This window comes from Mycobacterium sp. URHB0044, assembly GCF_000620625.1.
In the GTDB taxonomy this organism is placed as follows: Bacteria; Actinomycetota; Actinomycetes; order Mycobacteriales; family Mycobacteriaceae; genus Mycobacterium.
In genome coordinates this window covers 189,343-209,197 of record NZ_JIAW01000009.1, presented here as the reverse complement: position 1 = coordinate 209,197, position 19,855 = coordinate 189,343, and the positions used below count along the sequence as shown (strand labels likewise).

The following is a 19,855-nucleotide window of genomic DNA, read 5'->3' as shown; positions in this document are numbered from 1 at the left end:
GCGTCTAGAGGCCGACTCGTTCGAGTGCATCGTCGAACTCCTCGGACGCCACCTTGTCGCCCTTGCCGTCGGCGAGCGCCTTCTCGTACACGGGAAGCACGTCGTCTTCGACGAGCGCGAACTTCTGGTCCCACGTTTCGGAGTCAAACCGCCAGTACCCGGTGATGTCGTACTGGTCGATGGTCCAGCCGCGGGCGCGGAGGTGCTTGCGGACGGCTCGGGATTCGGAGGCCTCGCCCGCGAACCAGCAGTAGCCGCGACCGACTGACAGCGTCAGCTCGCGAACCAGGTGTGCGAGTTGACTTGGTGCGTGGCCATTTCCGCTGCCGATACTGGGGACGACGGTCACGTCCGGGTGCGAAGGCAGATACTCCAGGTCGTCTCGGTCGGCTACTTCCACGATGGCGGTGACGGGGACGCCGCCGGGCAACTCCTCGATGATGCGTGCCGTGGCGGGTAGGCCGGACAGATCGGTGACCAGAAGCTGCCAGTCGGTAATCGGCTCAGGGCGGTACCAGGACCGGGCGTGGTCGAGTCCCACCCGGTCGCCGGGGGCGGCAGACGTCGCCCACATCGTTCCTGGCCCGCGGGCATGCAAGACGACGTCGAGGTCGATCACGTCGCCGTCATGGCGTCGCACCGAGTAGTTGCGGCCCTCCGCGCCGGACGCAGGCTCCGCGGTGGGGAAGTAGACGCCGACCGCAGAGTCGCCGGCCCGCTGCACGTCCAGCGATTCGGGATCATCGACGCGCAACGTGATCCGGCGCAGGCGCGGATTCAATTGAACCGTCTCGATTACGGAGGCATGCGAGAAGCTCATCAAGCTTAGGCTACCCTAAGCATCGAACGCGGGCGCATGGAGTGGCGTCCCGTGGGTGTGATCGCCCGCCAGCTAACGATTGCCGGTTTGCCGCGCCTTGCCGTGGGTAGCCGTCGACGAGGCCGGACGCCGGACCGGCTCACGATGAAGCGAGGCTGACATGATCAATCGCACATCCTGGCCACAGGTGATCGCCGTGGTCGCCGCCATCAGCATCAGCCCGTTGGCCGCCGGCTGCGGCGGGGACAAGGACGGCGACGAATCAACCACGACGACGACCACGACGACGACCACCACGACCCAGGCGCCGACGGGTACCGACACGGTGACGATCAACCCACCTGCCACGGTGATTCCGTCGCCACCGCCCGTCTCACCGCCGCCGGTCACCGTCGTGCCGCCGGCAGTTCCGCCGCCGCCGAACGTCGAGGTCCCGAATCCGCCGGCGGTTCCTGGACCGCCCGCCGTGCCCAATCCGCCGAAGGTTCCGAACGTGCCGGGAATGCCTGGCTGAGCACGACTGCAGGAACGCCGCTGATCAATCTTTCTTCATCACACCGCGTTTAGATTCCAATGACGTGGAAATAGGGCGATGTTTGGCGTGAAATGACGCCGTCCAATTCACCGAATTCGGCCGGTTTGAAGTAGTGCCCGACGGGCTACCGTTTGGTTCGAGTACGCGCTGTCCGGTTGCGGGGAACGGGACAGAACCCGATCGAAGCCTCACTGTGCCAATGTCGTCCGGTGAGGCGATGCCTCGAGGGGAATCCGTATGACCCGCTTCAACCGGACCTTTGCTGCGTTTTGTCTCGTCGCCGTGTTCGTCGCCGTGGTGATCTTCAGCGGGCGACCATCGTCACACCATGATGAGTCCGGCGCACCGCCGTCGGTCCCTTCGACGAGTGACGACGGGCAGAAACCGGCCGATCAGCAGCCACCGGGCCCGGCCCCGGGCCAGCCGCCACCGGGTTTGCATGGTGAAGCGCCCTACCTCGTCGGAGTCTCCGGAGGCGCGCTACCGCAAGCCGAGAACGTGCAGGCGCTCTCAGGCGCCACACCGCAAGCCGCGCCGATGCCGCCCGTGCACGAGGACAGTTCGCTCGGGTGGCCTCAGCTCATCCTCTTCGGCGTACTGGTGGTGCTGTCGCTGGCCCTGGTCATGGTCGCCGGCACCACGCTGTGGTGGATGCTGCACGCCTGGCACACCCCCGAGTCCTTGGCAGCCACCGGCTTTCGGCGCAGAAACGCCGGCGCCCACCGTTCGTTCTCGTTGTTGCTTCCTGCTCGCCACGAACAGGACGTCCTCGGTGACACGATCGAGGCGCTGGCCCGTCTCGACCACCCCTTCTACGAGGTGATCGTGATCATCGGTCACGACGATCCGGAGACGGAACACGTGGCCCGCGCTGCAGCCGCTCGCCACCCTCGCACCGTGCGGGTGGTCATGGACCGCCATCTGTCGAAGAACAAACCGAAGGCGCTGAACACCGCGCTGCCCCAATGCCGGGGCGAGGTCGTCGGAATCTTCGACGCCGAGGACGAGGTGCATCCCGGCTTGTTGCGCCTCGTCGAAGCGCGGTTCGAGGAGTCCGGCGCAGACGTCGTCCAGGCGGGCGTCCAATTGATGAACGTCCGCACGAGCTGGTGGTCGTTGCGCAATTGCCTCGAGTACTACTTCTGGTTCCGCTCGCGCTTGCACTTCCACGCCGAGCAACGGTTCATCCCGCTCGGCGGCAATACGGTGTTCACCCGCACCGAATTGCTCCGCAGCGCGGGGGGATGGGATTCCCACTGCTTGGCCGAGGACTGCGAAATCGGGGTGCGGCTGTCGACCCGCGGCGCGACCGTGGCCGTCGCGTACGACCCGGAAGTGGTGACGCGCGAGGAGACGCCGCATTCGATACGGGCGCTGGTGAAACAGCGCACGCGGTGGGACCAGGGCTTCCTGCAGGTGCTCCGCAAGGGCGAGTGGCGCAAGCTGCCCAGCCGCAGACAACGCTGGTTGGCTCGCTACACGCTCGCGATGCCGTTCCTTCAGGCGGCGACGGGGGTGTTGTTGCCTCTTTCGGTCTTGTCGATGTTTCTGCTGAAAGTCGTTGTGCCCGTGGCATTGGTGACGTTCCTTCCGCTTGCGCTCACGCTGGTGACCATGGCCGTCGAGGCTGCCGCGCTCGGTGAATTCGGACGGGACTTCGGCATCCGGATCCGATGGTGGGACCGCGTGCGACTGCTGCTCGGCACATTCCCGTACCAATTGCTGCTCGCGGTGGCCGCGGTGCGTTCGGTGTGGCGTGAGATGCGGGGTCAGGGCGGCTGGGAGAAGACGGAGCATGCCAACGCCCACCGCACCGCGGTGCAGAGGGAGAAGACGGCGGCATGAATCGGCTGCGACGACTCAACCCTTCGATCCCCATCGTGGGGATCCTCCTGGCGCTCACCGCAATACTCCGGTTGATCAACCTCACGGGGTCTCCCGCCCGGCTCGACGACGAAGGTACCTACGTCGCCCAGGCATACGCCGTGGCGCACTGGGGAGAGATCGCCCACTACACGTACTGGTACGACCACCCGCCAGCCGGCTGGCTCCAATTGGCGCTGTGGACGGCGATTTCCGGTCCCGACTTCGGCGGCAACGCGGTCGCCGCCGGACGTTATCTCATGGTCGCCGTTGCCGTGCTCACCGCCGGCCTGCTGTGGCTCCTGGCTCGTCGTGTCGACATGTCGCGGTGGGCGAGTGCCGCGGCGGTGGTGATCTTCGCGGTCTCGCCGTTGTCGATCGCGTTGAGCCGCACGGTGTACCTGGACAACCTCGCGATCGCGTGGCTGCTCACGGCGTTGGTGCTCATCTGTTCACCGCGCCACCGGCTGTCGGCGATGTTCGGCGCCGCTGCGTGTTTCGGCGTCGCCGTGTTGACCAAGGAAACCATGTTGCTGTTCGCGCCCATGGTCGTGTGGCTGGTGTGGACCAGGACCTCACCCACGACACGCCGCTACGCGCTCGCGGTGTTCGGCACCGTGTTCACCGCGACGGTGAGCACCTACGTCCTGATGGCGGTGGTGCGCGGCGAGCTGATTCCCGGACCTGGGCACGTCAGCTTGTGGCAGGGCATCAAGTTCCAGCTGTGGGAGCGGGCGGCCGGCGGCGCCATCACCGATCCCGGTTCGCTCAAGCGTCACACCGTCGACGAATGGTTCGTGCTCGACCCGGCGCTGCCGGTGCTGGCCGTGCCGGTCGCCGTGGCCGCATTCTTCGTCGACCGATTGAGGCCGTTCGCCGTCGGATTGATGATCCTCATCGCGACGATCGTTCGTCCCGGATACCTGCCGGTGCCCTTCGTGCTGTCCGTGGTGCCACTGGCGGCACTTCTGATAGCCGGCACCGGCGAGGTGGCAGTGCGTTACCTGAGACGCCCGGTCGCACAGCCGTCGGTCGGTCTGCGACGTTCCCGACGCCTCGGGCTGGCGGCCGGCACGTTGATCGTCGCCATCGTGGCCTCGCTGTGGCTGCCCAGCTATCGCAGTGTGTTGCACACCGATGACGACGCACCGATGCAGCAGGCACAGCAGTGGATCGAGCAGAACGTTCCCAAGGACGAACGACTGATCGTCGACGACGCACTCTGGGTGGACCTGGTCCGGGACGGTCGGGACCGGCGCAACGTCATCTGGGCCTACAAGGTGGACACCGACGAGCAGGTGCGGTCATGGGCACCACGCGGCTGGGCGAGCCACGACTGGGTCGTCTCGACGCCATCCATGCGTGCGGACATGCGCACCAACGGCGTGCTCAACGACGCAATATCGCACGCGCGGCCCGCAGCCACCTTCGGCACCGGAGGCAAGCGCGTCGACGTACTCCGCGTCGACAACGGCTCGCCGACATCGAAACCGGCAACTCCTGCGGCACCGGCGTTCTCCGGACAACTCGCAGCGCGGCTAGCCGGGCACGCCGATCCCGACGCGCTAGCCGCTCTGCAGTCCCGGACGGTGGATCAGCGCATACTTGCGACGCTGGCAGTTGTTACTGCCGCGGAACCCATTGTGCTCAAAGACCTTCCAGTCTCCGACGTCGAGCAGGTCGCCGGCACGCCACGACGCGAAATGACGCTCACTGGGCCGCACGACCAGCTGCAAGGCGTAGCGGCATTCTTCGAGCGTCAGGTGGGCCCGTTCGCGGTCGAGTCGGTCGCCATCGACGGCACCGACCTGAAGGTCCGGTTTCCGTTCCGCACCAAGGACATTGGCTTGGGACCAGGCCTGGACCCGCCGCGGGACGGGGCCGCAATGCTCCGGGTAGCGGATCTGCGGCGCGGCGCCCCGGCCGAGACGCTGGACCTGATCCGCGTCGACGGAACCGCCGCCGGTTCACTCCAAACCCGCAGTGACGTCAACCCGCTGGGCTACCGTTCGGTACCGGCCGGGACGTACGTGGCGACCACGCATGCCGGCCGAGGCGCCCCGGTGATCCGGCAGGTCCTGACTCTCGATGCGGATGCGGCGTACACGCTGGCACTGTTCTCCCAATCCGAATCCAACCAAGTCGTGGGCGAACTGGCCCAAGACGGTCAACCCGCGGTGGCCGGGCCCGACGCCCAGGTGCGATTGATGCAGGCCGCGGGTGCGGTCGGGTCCGTCAATCTCACGCTCACGCCGAATGGCCCGGGGACCCCGACCGTTCTGGCCAACACGGCCGACTACAGCTTGGTCACCGGCTATGCCGCATTGCCGGCGGGGCAGTACACCGCGGTGGTGACTGCGGCCGGACGGGAAGTACGACTGCCCGTCGATCTCGTCGGCGGTGAGCCGACGAGCTTCCTGCTGACCGACGGACCGGATGGTCCACGGTTGCAGACGTTGCGCGACGTGCCCGACGCGCCCGTCGGACTCGACCCTTCGACGCCGATGGCGTTCGTGCCGGAGGCGCCCGCGAAGAATGCACCGGTGAAGCCGCTAATCGATGTTCCCACGGACGGAAGGGGTTTCGTTCTGGTTGGCTGCGTGGTGGTCATCGTCGGTGCGGCAATTCTGATGTCGCGGGCACGGCCGAGGCGGCGCACATGGTGAGCAAACTGCGCACGGCGCTCGGTACTGCGCTGGTGCTGACGTTGATCGCCTGCACCGGCTGGTTGATTGCACGGGTCGTCGATCCGCGGGTGACCGATTCCGACGTCGCCGCGATGCGGGAACACGCCGCCGTCACCTCGGGTCGCCAGTTCTTGCACGACTACCTCGAATCAGATGGACGCGTGTTGCGCCGCGACGAGGGCGGCGACGTCGTGAGCGAGGGACAGGCGTACGGAATGCTCATCGCCGTCGCAGTGGGTGACGAGCCCCGGTTCCGGTCGATCTGGGATTGGACGAAGGACCACTTGCGTCGGCCGGACGGGCTGCTGTCCTGGCGCTGGGCGGACGGTCGAGTGACCGACGCCAACAGTGCTGCCGACGCCGACGTCGACGTCGCCCGATCATTGGTGATCGCCGGGCGCCGATTCGACGACCGGCAGCTCACCGAGGATGGCCGACAGCTCGCTGCGGCGGTCATGCAAACGGAGACCGTTGAGGTCGGCACGACCAAGACGCCAGCCGGAACCGACGCGGTCCCCGCCGGTTCGGCCGTGGCCGGCCTGGGACGCGCCATGGTCGCCGGAAATTGGGCCACCGCAGCGCCGTACGTCGTCAATCCGGGTTACTTCAGTCCTCGCGCCGAGGACGAACTCTTCGCCATCACCGGCGATCGGCGATGGACCGACCTCACCCGCACGCAGCGGGTCCTGAGCTGGCAGCTGCTGGGGGCGCTACCGCCCGACTGGGTCCAGGTCACCGACCGCGGTCAGGCGACACCCATCGAACCGCCCGCGGGCGGGCCGATCAACTTCGGCCTCGACGCTGCCCGCCTTCCGGTCCGCTTCGCCGAATCGTGCGATCCGGAAGATCGTGCATTGGCGGGTGCGATGCGGCCCGTCCTGACGGCGGCAGGCGACGTCCCCGCGCTGCGCAATCTGGACGGATCGGCGGCCAGCGATTGGCAGCATCCGGTCGCGCTGGTCGCCGCCGCAGCGACCGAAAGCGCTTCCGACGACGCCGATGCCGCCGCCGACCGGCTCGATGCCGCGCAAACTCTTGAAGAGAAGTATCCAACGTATTTCGGGTCGGCGTGGGTGGCGCTGGGACGGATCATGCTCACCACGTCTTTGCTCGGCGACTGCGCTCATCCGGCCTGATGGCCCATCAGTGGTGTAGTTGGTCGTGGAGGTCTTCCTGGTCGCTGACCTGATGGTCCTCGAGATCCATCACTTCTTCTCGCGCACCGGCGGTGGCCTGGATCAGTTCGTCGAGCTTGACCAGAATGGCCTTGCTTTCACGATTGGTCGTGTGCTGGATCAGAAACAGCATCAGCAGACTCACCAGCGCCCCGGCAGAGTGCGCGAACGCCTGCCAACCGTGTGGGAATCCGATCGCGGCACCCGCGATGACGTATCCGACGGCGGCGGCGACGGTGCTGATCCATTGAGATCCCGCCCATCGCGTGGCCGCGTCGGGTAATGCTGCCAAGCCGTGCGGCGTGCCGTTGGAGCGTGCCATGTGTTGCTCCCTCGTTGGTAACGAAGAACTACCCATCGGCACGCTGGACAAACTTAGGTCGCGGTCTTGCCAAGACGGGTGACCAACCAGTCCCGCAGGCCCGGCCCGTAGTCGTCACGATCGAGGGCCATGTCGAGTGCGGCCTTGATGTAGCCGCCGGGGTTGCCGAGGTCATGACGTGAACCGCGGTGCACGACGACGTGAACGGGATGTCCGTCGTCGATCAGCAGCGCGATCGCGTCGGTCAGTTCCATCTCGCGGTCGGAATCGGTCGGCAACCGGCGAAGCGCGTCGAAGATGGCGCGGTCCAGAATGTATCGTCCGGCGGCGGCGTAGGGGGACGGCGCCTCTCCGGCCCTGGGCTTCTCCACCATGCCGTTGACCCGGAGGACGTCCGTATTCGCCTCTCCCGGAACGGGTTCGACGTCGAAGATGCCGTAGGCGGTGACGTCGTCGGGTGGAACCTCGATGGCGCACAGGACCGACCCGCCGAACCTGGCGCGGACGTTGGACATGGTTTGCAGAACACCCGTGGGCAACACCAAGTCGTCGGGCAACAACACCGCGACGGCGTCTTCGTCGTCGGACAGCACCGGTTCGACACACAACACCGCATGCCCGAGCCCAAGTGGCTCCGACTGCACCACGGACTCGACCTTGATCAGATCAGGAGCGCGACGCACCTTGGCGAGCATGGCCCGCTTCCCGCGGGCCGCAAGCCGGTCCTCCAACTCCCTGTCGGCGATGAAGTGGGCGACGACGCTGTCCTTGCCCTCCGATGTGACGATCACCAGCCGATCGGCACCGGCCTCGGCGGCTTCTGCGGCAACGAGCTCGATGCCAGGCGTGTCGACGACCGGCAGCATCTCCTTGGGCACGGTCTTGGTGGCCGGCAGGAAACGCGTGCCCAGTCCAGCGGCGGGCACTATCGCCGTCGAAGGGATCGGTACGTCATGCATGTCATCGCCTCCCTCGAAGTCGAGCACGGCATGCGTGCGGACGGGGTCACTATTACCCACACGCGGGCGTCGGGACGCCTCTTTCGCCGTGCTGGTTACCCAGCCATCACGGCATCATCCAGGTGAGAGACGTGCCAACGCCGGGCGCCGACGACGCCCGACGCCGACGGGCGTTTTCGAACGATCGCGAACTCGATACGCAGAGAAGCCCTTTAAGTCGCTGTCGTCAGTGCATTGCGTGTTCGCGCGCGCGGTCGACGGGTTGCTCCTCGGCCCTGGCGATGCGCGTCGCCAGCAGACCCAGAACGATCACCGACAGCGCAGGCCCGCCGAACAACATGACGGCGAAGAGCGCCCCGGCGATCGACCCACTGAGCGCACCCGCGAAGCCGAAGGCCGACACCGCGACGGTGACGAACGCCGTGATCACCATGACGACGACGGCCACCTCGACACTGCGCCACAGCCCGTAGTAGCGAAAGCCGGTTGCGATCAACAGCGCGATCGTGGGCACGAGGAAGAGCGCAGCACCTAGCCAGCTGCCCTCCACCGTCCCGAACTGCCGCGACACGGGCAACACCAGGCATGCGGTCAGTACGGCGGTCGCCAACACGCCGATCACCGCTAACGTGCGTGAATTGATCTGTCGCATGCCTATGGCGTAACCCGGTCGGGGTCGGACGAAACACGATCGGCGCGAAGTCGATCTCCGCGTTACGCCCCGAACGTCAGCTTGATGGTGCCGGTCTTGAGCACGGGTTGTCCCGCCTGCGGTTCCTGGGAGATCACCTTGGCGCGGTTGCCATCTCCGGCGGGGACGTCGTGGTTGTCCCACGGGCCGTCCCATCCCTTGCTCTGCATCAACGGGACGACTTCATCCCACACCTTGCCCATGAGGTTAGGCATCGTGATTTGGTTACCGCGCGATACCTTTATCTGAATTGGGGTCTCCACCGGTACCACGGCCCGAGCGGGAGGATCGGTGCCGACCACCTGACCCGGGGGCTCGACACCGTCCGCATCGACCGCAATGGCGTCGTCGGGGTTGAATCCAGACACCCGGAGTAGCTCCCGGCACACGTCGACCGTCTGCCGGGCGCAGTCGGGAACCTCCGCGGTTCCGGTACCCGAGCTGACCTGGATGGTGATCTCGTCGGTGACTGCCGTCGTCTGATTGGCCGCCGGGACGGTGCCGATGACGGTGCCCTTGGGCACGATCGGGTGCGGCACAGCGGTTGGCTTCAAGTTCTTGAAGCCGGCGTCCTTGAGCTTGTCTTGGGCTGCGTCAGGGCTCATGCCGGCGACGTCAGGAACCTTGACCTCCTTGGCTCCGGCCGACACGTTGACCGTGATCTCGTCGCCCTCGGCAGCGGCCTCGTTGGCAGCCGGATTGGTACTGATGACCAGACCCTTGTCGACGCCGGAATTCTCTTGCCGCTCAACGGTGGTCTTGAACCCACGGTCCTGCAACGTGCGGACGGCGACTTCCTCTGACTTTCCGCTGAGGTCGGGTATCTGTTGCGTGGGGCGTGTGCCGATAACGTTGATCCCAACGGTCACCACGAGGGCCAGCACGGCGAGGATGGCGCCCGCCATCAGCCAGCGTCCGACCGACCGGCCGCGGCCGGGATCGCCCGTCGGCACGGAGATCTGTTGGGTGGGATGTGAACGTCGGTGGCTGGCGGGCGCCGACGTCATGGTCGTGCGTTCGGCGTCGGTGAAGAGCTTCGGAGCTTCTGGCGCTTCACCGCTGTGCACCCGGATCAGATCGGCGCGCATGTCGGCGGCGGTCTGGTACCGGTTCTCCGGGTTCTTCGTCAGCGCCTTGAGCACCACGGCGTCCAGCTCGGGCGAGATGCCGTCGTGGCGCTGCGAGGGCGGCACTGGCGCCTTGCGCACGTGTTGGTAGGCGACCGCCACCGGCGAGTCCCCGACGAAGGGCGGCTCCCCGGTGAGCATTTCGTAGAGCACGCAGCCCAGTGAGTACACGTCGGAGCGGGCGTCGACGGAGGAGTCGCCGCTGGCCTGCTCGGGCGACAGGTATTGGGCGGTGCCGATGACGGCGGAGGTCTTGGTGAGTCGGTTGCCGCCGTCGGCCAGCGCGCGGGCAATGCCGAAGTCCATCACCTTCACGGCGCCGGCCTTGCTGATCATGATGTTGGCGGGCTTGACGTCGCGGTGGATGATGCCGTGCTGGTGGCTGAAGTTCAGCGCCTGGCACGCGTCGGCGATGACCTCGATGGCCCGGGTGGCGTCCATCGGGCCCTCGGTGTGGACGATGTCGCGCAGCGTGACGCCGTTGACGTACTCCATGACGATGTAGGGCAGCGGCCCGTCGGCGGTCTGCGTTTCGCCGGTGTCGTACACCGCGACGATCGCGGGGTGGTTCAGCGCCGCGGCGTTCTGGGCTTCCCGGCGAAACCGCAGGTAGAAGCTGGGGTCGCGGGCCAGGTCGGTGCGCAGCACCTTGACGGCCACGTCGCGGTGCAACCGCAGGTCACGGGCGAGGTGGACTTCGGACATGCCGCCGAACCCGAGGATTTCCCCGACTTCGTAGCGGTCCGACAGGTGCTGAGGGGTCGTCATTGCCATATTCGTCCTGTTGAGGGCGTCATCATCGTCCTGGGCGCGGCGCTCACCGGCGTCGGCGCGGGATGGCCGTCGTCGCGTTTCGGAGCGTCGAGCATCCCAACAGTATTGCGTGACCACGGCCCGATGTTCTGATGTGCCCGGTCAGCTCTCTGCCGCCCGGCGGGCGCGGGCTCGCCGTTTGCCCTCGTGCATGGCGGCCACGCGGGCGACGGGAATGGTGCGGCCCTGTTCGATCAGGTCGTCGGGCAGTCGTTGCGGCGCGGGCATCGACGTCGCCCACGGGTCGGCTCCGGCGAGTGCGTCGATCGCGGTGTGCACCGTGAAGTCGGCGGGGGAGATCCGGTCGAGGTCGGACCACTGCAGCGGAAACGACACCGGTGTCCCCGCTCGCAGCCGTGGGCTGTACGCCGCGACGACCGTGGCGCCGCCGGCCCGGGTGGAGTCCACGAACACCTTGCCGCCACGGTCCTCCACGATGAACGACGTGGTCGCGATGTCCGGGTCCAGCGCTTCGGCGCGGGCCGCCAGCGCGCGGGTGGCGCCGGCGACGTCCTCGACCGGGGCGTGATCGTCGATCGGCACGAACACGTGAATGCCCTTGGCGCCGCTGGTCTTCACGGCACCCTGCAGGCCGCAGTCCTCGAGCGCACGACGGACCAGGTGCGCGACGGCGACCACGGCGGCGAAGTCGTGGTCGACGGGCGGGTCGAGATCGAGCACCAGGTGTGTGGGTCGGTAGATGTCGTCGGCAAGCCCGAGTGTCGGGTGGTATTCGATGGCGCGCTGGTTGGCGAACCACAGCAGGGTGCGTCGGTCGTCGCACAGCGCGTAGTGCACCTCGCGCTTGGAGGCCTCGGCCCACATGGTCACGGTGCGCACCCAGTCCGGGGTGTACTTCGGCACGTTCTTCTGCATGAACGGTGCCTGCCCGCGCAATACCCGCAGCACGGTCAGGGGGCGGCCGACGAGGCCGGGCAGGATCCGGTCGGCCACCGCATCCAGGTAGTCGACCAGGTCGCGCTTCGTGGCGCCGGCGTCGGGGCTCAGTGGCTGGTCGAGGTTGGTCAGGTTGACCCCGTCGCGCTGCTCGCCGTTGGCGCTCATGCCGCCACGATAGGACCGACGACCCTCCTGCTGCCCGCCGATTGCCATGATGGGTAGATGGCCGACCGTGATCGCGACGACGCAGGCCGGCCCCGCAACACCCGGCCGCGTGACGCCCTCGGCCGGCCGCTTCCGCTCGGTAGCGAGGGCGTGCCGCGCATTCCCGACGATCTCGACCTGCCACCCGTCGACACCCTCGCCTACGCCAAGGATCTGCTGGACCGGGGCCTGGCGTTCAACGCACACGAGGTTCTCGAGGCCGCGTGGAAGAACGGGCCGGACGACGAGAAGGTGCTGTGGCAGGGCCTGGCCCAGCTCATGGTCGGCGTCACGCACGTCCAGCGCGGCAACGTCGACGGCGCGATCACCCTGTTGCGCCGCGCGGCACTGCGCCTCGCCGACACGGCACGGCCCGCGCCGTACTCCATCGACGTCCCGGGGTTGGTGGACTTCGCGCATGCGCTGATCCGCGATCTGGAGGTGGGCGTCGCCGTCACACCGGAGCGGCTACGTCCGGCGCTTACGACGAGACCGCACAGGTCCCGCGGTCGGCCGTGACGGGCCCGGACGCCGACGGTCGGATGTCGAAGTCGAAGATCGCCGTCGGAAGATACAGCGAACAGCAGGCATTCGGAATGTCGACTACCCCGCTGACGCGGCCCTCGATCGGCGCGGCGCCCAGCAGCAGGTACGCCTGCGGCCCGGAGTAGCCGAACTTCTGCAGGTACGTCACGGCGTTCAGGCACGCGTTGCGGTAGGCGACGGTCGCGTCGTTGTACAACTGGGTGTCGGTGTCGTGATCGACGCCGATGCCGATGAAGGTGATGAACTCCGAGTAGCGCGGTTCGACGTTGCCGGGCATCAGGATTGGGTTCGTGGTGACCCCGTAGGTCTCCATGCCGCCCTTGATCAGGTCGACGTGGAAGTCGATGAATCCGCCCATCTCGATGGCACCGCAGAAGGTGATCTCACCGTCGCCCTGACTGAAGTGCAGATCTCCGCCGGAGAACAGTGCGCCGGGCACGTGCACCGGATAGAACACCCGGGACCCGCGGGTGAAGTTCTTGATGTCGTGGTTGCCGCCGTTCTCACGGGCGGGCACGGTGCGCGCGCCCTCCTTCGCGATCTTGGTCAGGACGTCGCCGGTGGCGGTGCCGCCGAGCACCGACTCCTCCAGCGGAGGCAGTGCCAACGCCGGGATCCGCTGAGGATCGGTGTCGATGAGCGCCTGCTCGCGCGTGTTCCACCGCGCCAGCAGTTCCGGCGACGGAGCCGTGCCGAACAGGCCGGGATGGGTGATGCCGGTGAACTCGACACCCGGGAGGTGTCGTGACGTGCACTTCTGGCCGGAGAAGTCCCAGATCGCCTTGTAGGCGTCGGGGAAGTAGTCGGTGAGGAAGCCGCCACCGTTGGCCTTGGCGAAGATGCCGGTGTAGCCCCAGCCCTGGCCGGGCGCGTCCCCGACTTCTTGGGGTACGGGTCCGAGGTCGAGGATGTCGACGACGAGCAGATCACCGGGCTCGGCGCCCTCGACGTAGATCGGCCCCGAGAGCATGTGCGCATGGGTCAGGTCGACGTCGCGCACGTCGTTGGCGGAGTCGTTGTTGCCGATCTGATTGTCGGTCCATTCGCGGCACTCCACGCGGATGGACTGGCCCGGCCGCACGGTCACCGCGGGTGGAATGTCCGGGTGCCACCGGTTGTGACCGGGCACCACCTGATCGCGCATCGAACGGGCCTGGTCGACGGTGAACACGACGTCGGGCATCTCTCAACTCCTCAAGGACGGGGCAGCCGGGCGTGGCGAGGATCGGTCGTGGTGCGGGTGGCCCGTCGTGAGCGTCCCGGCACCGTCGACACCACCGACGGGGCGTCGGCGCTTCGCGCGCTCGAGTCCATGGCTCGGCGAAGGCTCGGGTCCAGTGAACGCAGGGCCGGCAGGCCGAACACGCGTCGCGCGCCGTGCCCGCAGGATGGACAGGCCGCGGGGTCACCGGCCTGCGCCATCGGACGGACGAGGTCGAAGCCGCCACACGGCGCGCACTCGTATCCATACGTGGGCAAGTAGTCCTACTTTCGGGAATCCATTGGGGCTCAATCTCATTGGACCATGTCACGCGAAGGTCCGCGAGGCGATCGGGTGCGGTGAGGAAACGGTCTCGTGCGCGGAACTCATCCGTCACGCCCGCGAAACGTCACTCGCTCCCGTCGCCGAGCACCGACGAAGTTTGAGCCTGCAAGTACCGAGAGGTTTCTCGAGTGGAGGCCTCGGCAACTACAGCCTCACGCGGCCGACGGTTGCCCCATCGACCTCAGCCCCGCGCGGTCCCCGTCAGCGGTCGACCGCTGGCGGACTGCAGCAGGCAGATGACCGTGCTCGGCAGCGGATTGTTCGCCGTCCGGTCCTGATTGGAGTCGATCAGATAGGTCACCGCGTACGGGCCACCCTCGACGGGACGGCCCGTGTAGTCGGAGAAGTCGTCGACGCATGCGCGGTTGGCCACGTCGGTGATGGCTGCGTTCACCTCCACCGGCGCACGGAGGTAGACCTCAGCCGCGTGTGCGTCCGCACAGTCGACGAGCGAAACGGCCACGGCGCCGAGATCGACGGCGGGAACCTCGGCGATGCAATCGCCGACCTGCAGGTCGACCCACTTGTGCGTCTCGGGTCCCAGAGGCATGGGTGGTGCCGCGATGGTCGGCGCCGGTGTCGTCGATACCGATGACACCGGCGTCGACGTCGTAGGAATCGAGGTGTCGGTGGCGACGGGACCACAACCCGGCAGCATCACGAGCGCAGTCATCAGCCAAGCCAACAGAACTCGGCGACTTCCGACCCGCATCGCGGCCTCCTCGACCCGCGCCAGACTGGCTAACCGATGAGTCTAGGCACGGGTCCGCCTGAAACGACATAGCATTCGAATCTCAGGGATTAGGGGAATTTGGATGTTGATCGCTCAGCTGTCGGACCCACACGTGCGCCCGAAAGGGAAGCTCTTCCACGGGCTGGTCGATTCCAACGCTCAGCTGGTCGAGGCCATCGACCACGTCGTGGCCATGGACCGACGCCCAGATCTGGTGCTGTTCACCGGCGACCTCGTCAACGGGGGCCGACCGGAGGAGTACGCCGCTCTTCGGGAGATTCTTGCCGGACTCCCGATTCCCTACCTCGTCATTCCCGGCAACCACGATGACAGGCAGAACCTGCGAGAGGCGTTCTCCGATCACGAGTATCTGCCGCGCCGCGGTCCGCTGCACTACTGCGTCGACGAGTACCCCGTGCGCATCATCGGGCTGGATTCCACGGTCCCCGGGATGCACCACGGGCACATCGATCCCGAAGGCCTGGACTGGCTTGCGGACACGCTGGCACGGGACCGCGAGAAGCCGACACTGCTGATGCTGCATCATCCTCCGTTCGTCTGCGGCATTGCGTACATGGACCAGTACCGCTACTTCGAGGAGAGTCAACTGCGGGCGGTCGTCGAGCGATTCGACAACGTCGAGAGGGTGCTCTGCGGGCACGTGCACCGCTCGATGTTCAAGCGCTGGGCGAATACCGTGGTCAGCGCCTGCCCGAGTACGGCAACCGAGATCGACCTGAGGCTACTGGCCTCCGCCGAGCCTGCCAGCCGCGTTGGCCCGCGGGCCTGCATGCTGCACGCCTGGGACGAACACGACGGGTTGGTCAGCCACACCAGTCAGATCGGAAACTTCGGCGGGCCTTACGCGTTTGCGTGACCAACGGTCGCGTCGACGTCCTTGCCCGCCAGCCTGTCGTCCCACACCCGCAGCACCTCGGTCGGAGTGCGCGGGGTCAGCAGGCTGCCGACGACGTAGCCGATCAGGCTCGCGGCCAACCCATAGTAGATCGGCTCGTTGGCGGCGATCCCGAAGATCGCCATCGTGCCCAGCGTGACCACGGTGCCCGCGGCCATCGAGCACAGGGCCCCGACCCCCGTCGCGCGCTTCCACAGGAACCCGCCGAGGATCGCGACCAACAGGCCGCCGACCAGGATGTCGTAGGCGACGGTCAGCGCGTTCACGACGTCATTGAGTAGGGCGGCGATCACGATGACCGCGATGCCCAACGCCACGACGTAGAGCCGGTCGGAGTGCACGTCCCGCTCGGCGTCATCGTCGACGCCGTCGGTGTCGCGGCCGAAAATCCGTGCCAGCAGCGGCTTTACGTCCGTCCGCGCCACGGTGGCGGTGGCGATCAGGGCGCCCGAGGCCGTCGACATCATCGCCGCAACGGCGGCGGCGAGCACGATGCCGCTGATGCCCACCGGCAGGATCGTCTCGGCGATCAGGGCGTACACGTCGTCCTTCGCCTTCACCTTGGGCAGAAACGTGGAGGCGGCCATGCCGATGAGCGCGCCGGCGACGCCGTACAGCAGGCAGTACACCGCCGCGGTGGTTCCGCCCCACTTGGCGACCCCGGGCGAGCGGGCGGTGAAGACGCGCTGCCAGATGTCCTGGCCGATCAGCATGCCGAAGCTGTACACCACGAAGTACGTGATGATCGTCTGAGTTCCGATGGCGCCCAGGTCGAAGAAGCTGTCGCCGGCGCGCTCGCGGATGCCGTCCAGGCCGCCCGCCCTGTTCCAGGTGAACGGCAGCAGCAGGAAGAAGATGCCGATGGTCTTCAGGAGGAACTGCACCATGTCGGTCAAGGTGATCGACCACATGCCGCCGATCGACGAGTAGAGCATCACGATGGCGCCGCCGATGATCACCGACAGCGTGCGGTTGGTGTCGAACAGCACGTTGAAGATCGTCGCGTAGGCGATGGTCGAGGTGACCGACAGCATCAATGTGTATGCCACCATGACGATCCCGGACGCGGCGGTGGCATCCACGCCGTAACGCAACTTCAGCATCTGCGCGACGGTGTAGACCTTCAGCCGTTGAATGCGGCCGGCGAAGACGAGGCTCAGCAGCAACAGGCCGATGGCGATGGCCACCACCAACCACATGCCCGAGATGCCGAACTTGTAGCCGAGTCCGACGCCGCCGACCGTGGACGCGCCGCCGAGCACGACGGCGGCCATGGTGCCGGTGTACAGGACCGGGCCGAGTCGCCGTCCGGCGACCAGGAAGTCGGCCGAATCCTTCGTTCTGGTCTTGCCCCAGAAGCCGAATGCGAGCATGGCTGCGAGATAGACGACGATGATGGCGATGTCGACGGGCTTACCCATGGTGAAACGCTCCTCAGGTATGGGTGGGTGCGAACATCCGAAGCAGTGCGGATAGCACGACCACGGCAGGTCCCGGGCTGGTGAAGGTGTCGGCGACGACGGCACCGACGGTCTCGGGCGTGGCGCTGTGTGCAGGAATGCCGAAACTCGCTGCGAGGCCGACGAAGTCGGGGCGGGTCAGCTCGGTGGCGGTGGCTTGACCGAATGCATCGGTCATATATTCGCGCAGGATGCCGTAGCCGCCGTCGTCGACGATCAGCCAGGTGACGTCGGCGTCGTGCTGACGGGCCGTGGCCAGTTCGGCGATCGAGTACATGGCCCCGCCGTCACCGGAGACGGCGAATGTCCGTTGCCCGGATCCGATCGCGGCCGCCACCGCGGCCGGGTAGGCGAACCCGAGCCCGCCTGCGCCCTGGGCGGAATGGAACTCGCCGTCGAGCGGGTCCCACGCCGACCATGCCCAGTACGCGGCAATCGTCATGTCCCAGAAGGTTTGTGCGGCAGGGGGTACGGCGGCGCGTAGGTCACGCATCAGTGCCAGCTCCGCGGCGACGTCTTGGTCGGCGAGCCTGCGCTGCACGGCCGCTCGCAGTTCGGCCGCGGTGCGCTCACCAGCTGCGTTGTCGCGCTTGGTGACCTGCTTGGCCATCGCCTCGAGAGCGAGGGCCGCGTCGGCGTGGATGCCGAGGCCGGGATGGTTGGCTTCGAGGACCCGCAGTTCGGCATCGACGTGGATGAGCCGGCCCTTCGGTGCGAACGTGAAGTAGTTGCTCGTCACCTCGCCGATCGCGGTGCCGACGGCCAGCAGGACGTCGGCGTCCTCCAGTAGCTCGGTGGTATAGCGATCCTCGATCCACGACGCCGCCGACAGCGGGTGGCCGAACGGGATGGCTCCCTTGCCGCCGACGGTTGAAACCACCGGGGCGCCAAGCAGTTCGGCAAGCCCGACCAGGGCTGCGGGGCCGCCCGTCGAGCGCCGCACGCCGCCGCCGGCCAGGATCACCGGACGCTCTGCGGAATCGAGGATCCCCGCGGCCTCGTCGATGAGTTCCGCACGCGGCGGACGTTCCGCGACCCGCGCCACCAGCGAGGTGACCGGCGGTACGTCAGTGGGCTCGAGCAGCACGTCCTCGGGAATCTCCACCCAGGTCGGACCGGCGGGAGCCGACTGGGCCAGCGCCCACGCATCGGCCAGCACGCTGGGGATCTCCGCACCCCGGCGGACGACCGCGGTGCTCTTGGTGACGTTGATGGCGCTGCGTTGCTGATCGTCGAGTTGGTGCAGCATGCCGCGGCGCAGGCCGAGACCGCTGCGGCGCACCTGGCTGGCGATGACGAGCAGCGGAACGCCCGTGGCGTAGGCCTCCTGCAGTGCACCCAGCGCGGTGAGTGCACCGGGTCCGGTGGACAGGAACAACACGCCGACTTGGCCTGTGGCCCTGGTGTAGCCGTCTGCCCCGAACGCGGAGTTGTTCTCGATGCGCGAACTCAGGTGCGTCAGGTCGCTGCGCCGGATCGCGTCGAACAGGCCGAGGGCGTTCTGGCCGGGGATGCCGAAGACGTGCGAAACGCCCAGCGCGGTCAGTGTTTCGACGACGACGTCGCCACCATTGCGGACGGACGTCACCCCGCCGCCTCCTCGTGTTTCAACGCGAGCAGTGACACCAGGTCGTATGCGACGTGCGCGGCGGCGACACCGGTGAGCTGGGCGTGGTCATAGGCCGGGGCGACCTCGACGACGTCGGCGCCGATGACGTTCAGCCCGCGGAAGCCGCGCAGGATCTCGAGCAGCTCGCGGCTGGTGATGCCACCGGCTTCGGGCGTGCCGGTGCCGGGCGCGTGCGCGGGGTCGAGCACGTCGATGTCGATGGAGACGTACACGGGCCGGTTGCCGAGCCGTTGACGCAACTTGTCGACGATCTCGGCCACGCCTTGGTAGTACACGTCCGCCGAGGTGACGATGCCGAATCCGAACCGCCGGTCGTCCTCGAGATCCTTCTTGCCGTACAGCGGTCCGCGGGTGCCGACGTGACTGAGTGCCTCGGTGTCGACGATGCCTTCCTCGACGGCGCGCCGGAACGGCGTCCCGTGCGTGTATTCGGCCCCGAAGTAGGTGTCCCAGGTGTCGAGGTGCGCGTCGAAGTGCACCAGCGCGACGGGACCGTGCCGCAGGGCGGCGGCCCGCAGCAGCGGCAGCGAGATCGTGTGGTCGCCGCCGATCGTGACGAGGCGGGCGCCGTCGGCCGTCAGCTCGACCGCCCCCGCTTCGATGGTCTCGATGGCCTCGTGGATGTTGAACGGGTTCGCCGCGATGTCACCGGCGTCGGCGACCTGCGCAATCTCGAACGGCGACACGTCCATCGCCGGGTTGTAGGGCCGCAGCAGGCGCGACGACTCGCGTACGTGGCTGGGTCCGAACCTGGCACCGGGCCGGTAGGACACCCCTGAGTCGAACGGGACGCCTGCGACCACGATGTCGGCCCGCGGCACCTGGTCGAGGCGGGGAAGCCGCGCGAAGTTCGCAGGCCCCGCGAATCGAGGGGTCTTGGATGCGTCGGTGGGTCCAACTGTTGGCATGGGCGAAACTCCTTGCGACG

At 67.3% G+C, this 19,855-nt stretch carries 18 protein-coding genes; 6 read left to right on the top strand and 12 right to left on the bottom strand.

The features are described 5' to 3' along the window. Positions 1-4: 4 nt before the first annotated feature. Positions 5-820 (bottom strand): siderophore-interacting protein, encoded by an 816-nt coding sequence (locus N536_RS0119910; RefSeq protein WP_029115218.1) that lies wholly within the window; start codon positions 818-820, stop codon positions 5-7. Between the two features lie 160 nt (positions 821-980). Between N536_RS0119910 and N536_RS42250 the strand changes: the two genes are divergently transcribed. The 4 genes from N536_RS42250 to N536_RS0119890 all read left to right on the top strand — a co-directional run bounded on the left by N536_RS42250 (position 981) and on the right by N536_RS0119890 (position 7,041). Further along, on the top strand, positions 981-1,334 hold the full coding sequence (locus tag N536_RS42250) for a hypothetical protein (RefSeq protein WP_155948655.1): 354 nt from the start codon (positions 981-983) through the stop codon (positions 1,332-1,334). A gap of 258 nt (positions 1,335-1,592) precedes the next feature. Beyond that, positions 1,593-3,200: a glycosyltransferase family 2 protein gene (locus N536_RS0119900; protein ID WP_197040183.1), complete on the top strand. Its 1,608-nt coding sequence runs from the start codon at positions 1,593-1,595 to the stop codon at positions 3,198-3,200. Next, positions 3,197-5,884: a glycosyltransferase family 39 protein gene (locus N536_RS38960; RefSeq protein WP_036436985.1), complete on the top strand. Its 2,688-nt coding sequence runs from the start codon at positions 3,197-3,199 to the stop codon at positions 5,882-5,884. The genes N536_RS0119900 and N536_RS38960 overlap by 4 nt, the downstream gene beginning before the upstream one ends. Next, a complete protein-coding gene (locus N536_RS0119890) occupies positions 5,878-7,041 on the top strand; it encodes a glycosyl hydrolase family 8 (protein WP_029115215.1) in 1,164 nt (387 codons plus the stop codon). The genes N536_RS38960 and N536_RS0119890 overlap by 7 nt, the downstream gene beginning before the upstream one ends. 7 nt (positions 7,042-7,048) lie before the next feature. Here the strand turns inward: N536_RS0119890 and N536_RS0119885 are convergent, their stop codons facing one another. The 5 genes from N536_RS0119885 to N536_RS0119865 all read right to left on the bottom strand — a co-directional run bounded on the left by N536_RS0119885 (position 7,049) and on the right by N536_RS0119865 (position 12,057). Beyond that, the gene (locus N536_RS0119885) at positions 7,049-7,402 is read right to left on the bottom strand and encodes a low affinity iron permease family protein (protein WP_029115214.1); all 354 of its coding nucleotides are present in this window, start codon (positions 7,400-7,402) and stop codon (positions 7,049-7,051) included. A gap of 53 nt (positions 7,403-7,455) precedes the next feature. Next, a complete protein-coding gene (locus tag N536_RS0119880; protein ID WP_029115213.1) occupies positions 7,456-8,361 on the bottom strand; it encodes a UTP--glucose-1-phosphate uridylyltransferase in 906 nt (301 codons plus the stop codon). 226 nt (positions 8,362-8,587) lie between these two features. Beyond that, the gene (locus N536_RS0119875; protein ID WP_029115212.1) at positions 8,588-9,013 is read right to left on the bottom strand and encodes a hypothetical protein; all 426 of its coding nucleotides are present in this window, start codon (positions 9,011-9,013) and stop codon (positions 8,588-8,590) included. A 62-nt stretch (positions 9,014-9,075) separates the two neighbouring features. Next, entirely contained in the window at positions 9,076-10,947 is a 1,872-nt protein-coding gene (pknB, locus tag N536_RS0119870) for a Stk1 family PASTA domain-containing Ser/Thr kinase (RefSeq protein ID WP_029115211.1), read from the bottom strand. 147 nt (positions 10,948-11,094) lie between these two features. Next, positions 11,095-12,057 carry a DNA polymerase domain-containing protein gene (locus N536_RS0119865; protein ID WP_029115210.1) on the bottom strand — a complete coding sequence of 321 codons (963 nt, stop codon included), beginning with the start codon at positions 12,055-12,057 and terminating at the stop codon, positions 11,095-11,097. 57 nt (positions 12,058-12,114) lie between these two features. On the opposite strand from N536_RS0119865, the gene N536_RS0119860 reads away from it, so the two are divergent. Further along, positions 12,115-12,615 (top strand): DUF309 domain-containing protein, encoded by a 501-nt coding sequence (locus tag N536_RS0119860; protein WP_029115209.1) that lies wholly within the window; start codon positions 12,115-12,117, stop codon positions 12,613-12,615. On the opposite strand, the gene fmdA is transcribed toward N536_RS0119860, so the two are convergent. The 3 genes from fmdA to N536_RS0119850 form a co-directional block, all read right to left on the bottom strand. Further along, positions 12,578-13,825: a formamidase gene (fmdA, locus tag N536_RS0119855; RefSeq protein ID WP_029115208.1), complete on the bottom strand. Its 1,248-nt coding sequence runs from the start codon at positions 13,823-13,825 to the stop codon at positions 12,578-12,580. The two genes, N536_RS0119860 and fmdA, sit on opposite strands and share 38 nt — an antisense overlap. Before the next feature lie 11 nt (positions 13,826-13,836). Continuing rightward, the gene (locus N536_RS41630; protein WP_081809288.1) at positions 13,837-14,121 is read right to left on the bottom strand and encodes a zinc ribbon domain-containing protein; all 285 of its coding nucleotides are present in this window, start codon (positions 14,119-14,121) and stop codon (positions 13,837-13,839) included. A 248-nt stretch (positions 14,122-14,369) separates the two neighbouring features. Then, entirely contained in the window at positions 14,370-14,900 is a 531-nt protein-coding gene (locus N536_RS0119850) for a hypothetical protein (RefSeq protein WP_029115207.1), read from the bottom strand. Positions 14,901-15,003: 103 nt separating this feature from the next. On the opposite strand from N536_RS0119850, the gene N536_RS0119845 reads away from it, so the two are divergent. Beyond that, complete coding sequence (locus N536_RS0119845) at positions 15,004-15,798, top strand: phosphodiesterase (RefSeq protein ID WP_029115206.1); 795 nt, start codon at positions 15,004-15,006, stop codon at positions 15,796-15,798. Here the strand turns inward: N536_RS0119845 and N536_RS0119840 are convergent. The 3 genes from N536_RS0119840 to speB are packed head-to-tail and all read right to left on the bottom strand — an operon-like array spanning position 15,783 to position 19,835. Next, on the bottom strand, positions 15,783-17,258 hold the full coding sequence (locus tag N536_RS0119840; RefSeq protein ID WP_029115205.1) for a sodium:solute symporter: 1,476 nt from the start codon (positions 17,256-17,258) through the stop codon (positions 15,783-15,785). The two genes, N536_RS0119845 and N536_RS0119840, sit on opposite strands and share 16 nt — an antisense overlap. A 13-nt stretch (positions 17,259-17,271) precedes the next feature. Then, positions 17,272-18,885 carry a thiamine pyrophosphate-binding protein gene (locus N536_RS0119835; RefSeq protein ID WP_029115204.1) on the bottom strand — a complete coding sequence of 538 codons (1,614 nt, stop codon included), beginning with the start codon at positions 18,883-18,885 and terminating at the stop codon, positions 17,272-17,274. Further along, positions 18,882-19,835 carry an agmatinase gene (gene speB, locus N536_RS0119830; protein WP_029115203.1) on the bottom strand — a complete coding sequence of 318 codons (954 nt, stop codon included), beginning with the start codon at positions 19,833-19,835 and terminating at the stop codon, positions 18,882-18,884. The genes N536_RS0119835 and speB overlap by 4 nt, the downstream gene beginning before the upstream one ends. Positions 19,836-19,855: the final 20 nt, after the last annotated feature.